Origin of the sequence: Micromonospora qiuiae (assembly GCF_016863555.1) — a bacterium.
GTDB lineage: Bacteria > Actinomycetota > Actinomycetes > Mycobacteriales > Micromonosporaceae > Micromonospora > Micromonospora qiuiae.
The window spans coordinates 1-550 of sequence record NZ_BOPC01000209.1; the positions used below are offsets into that span (position 1 = coordinate 1).

1 pseudogene is annotated in these 550 nt (G+C 67.1%); it reads right to left on the reverse strand.

From position 1 onward, the window contains the following. Nucleotides 1-331: pseudogene (locus Vqi01_RS30460) on the reverse strand (hypothetical protein); the annotation flags it as partial. Between the last annotated feature and the right edge of the window lie 219 nt (nucleotides 332-550).

Consider the following 550-nt stretch of genomic DNA (forward strand, 5'->3'; position numbering starts at 1 on the left):
GACCCAGGTTCTCCAGCTTCGACTCCTGGAACGCCGTGGCGATCGCCACCACCGCGGCCCGCTCGTCCATACCGGCCTTCTTCGTCGCCGCGATGATCGCCTTCACGTTACCGATCTGCTCGTCGTTCAGATCGATCCGCGACTGCTTGCCCTGCACACCGTGCGGGATCAACTTGCCGGTGTCCGGCTTGTCGGCCTGCACGACAGCCACGGGCCTGCCAGCAGCCAGCACGCCACCATCAGCGTGCGCCGCCACCGGACCGGCGAACATGCCACCGGCGAAGGCCAGACCAGCGACACCCAGAACGCTCTTACGCAGGATCGTGTTCATGACAAGCTCCATTCGGGGGAAGACGCACACCCGACGGGGGTCGGACGCACGCAAGCACCGCCCGGCGCTCAAGAACAGGGGAAAAGATCAACGGCTCCGACGCGGGGGGCAAAGGCCCTCTTCACGACGCCGGAACCATGTGTAACGACCGCCGGCCCACCATCATTCCGGGCCCCACGCACCCGCCTCGACGGGCCGCCTTCCTCGGTCGTCCACCCG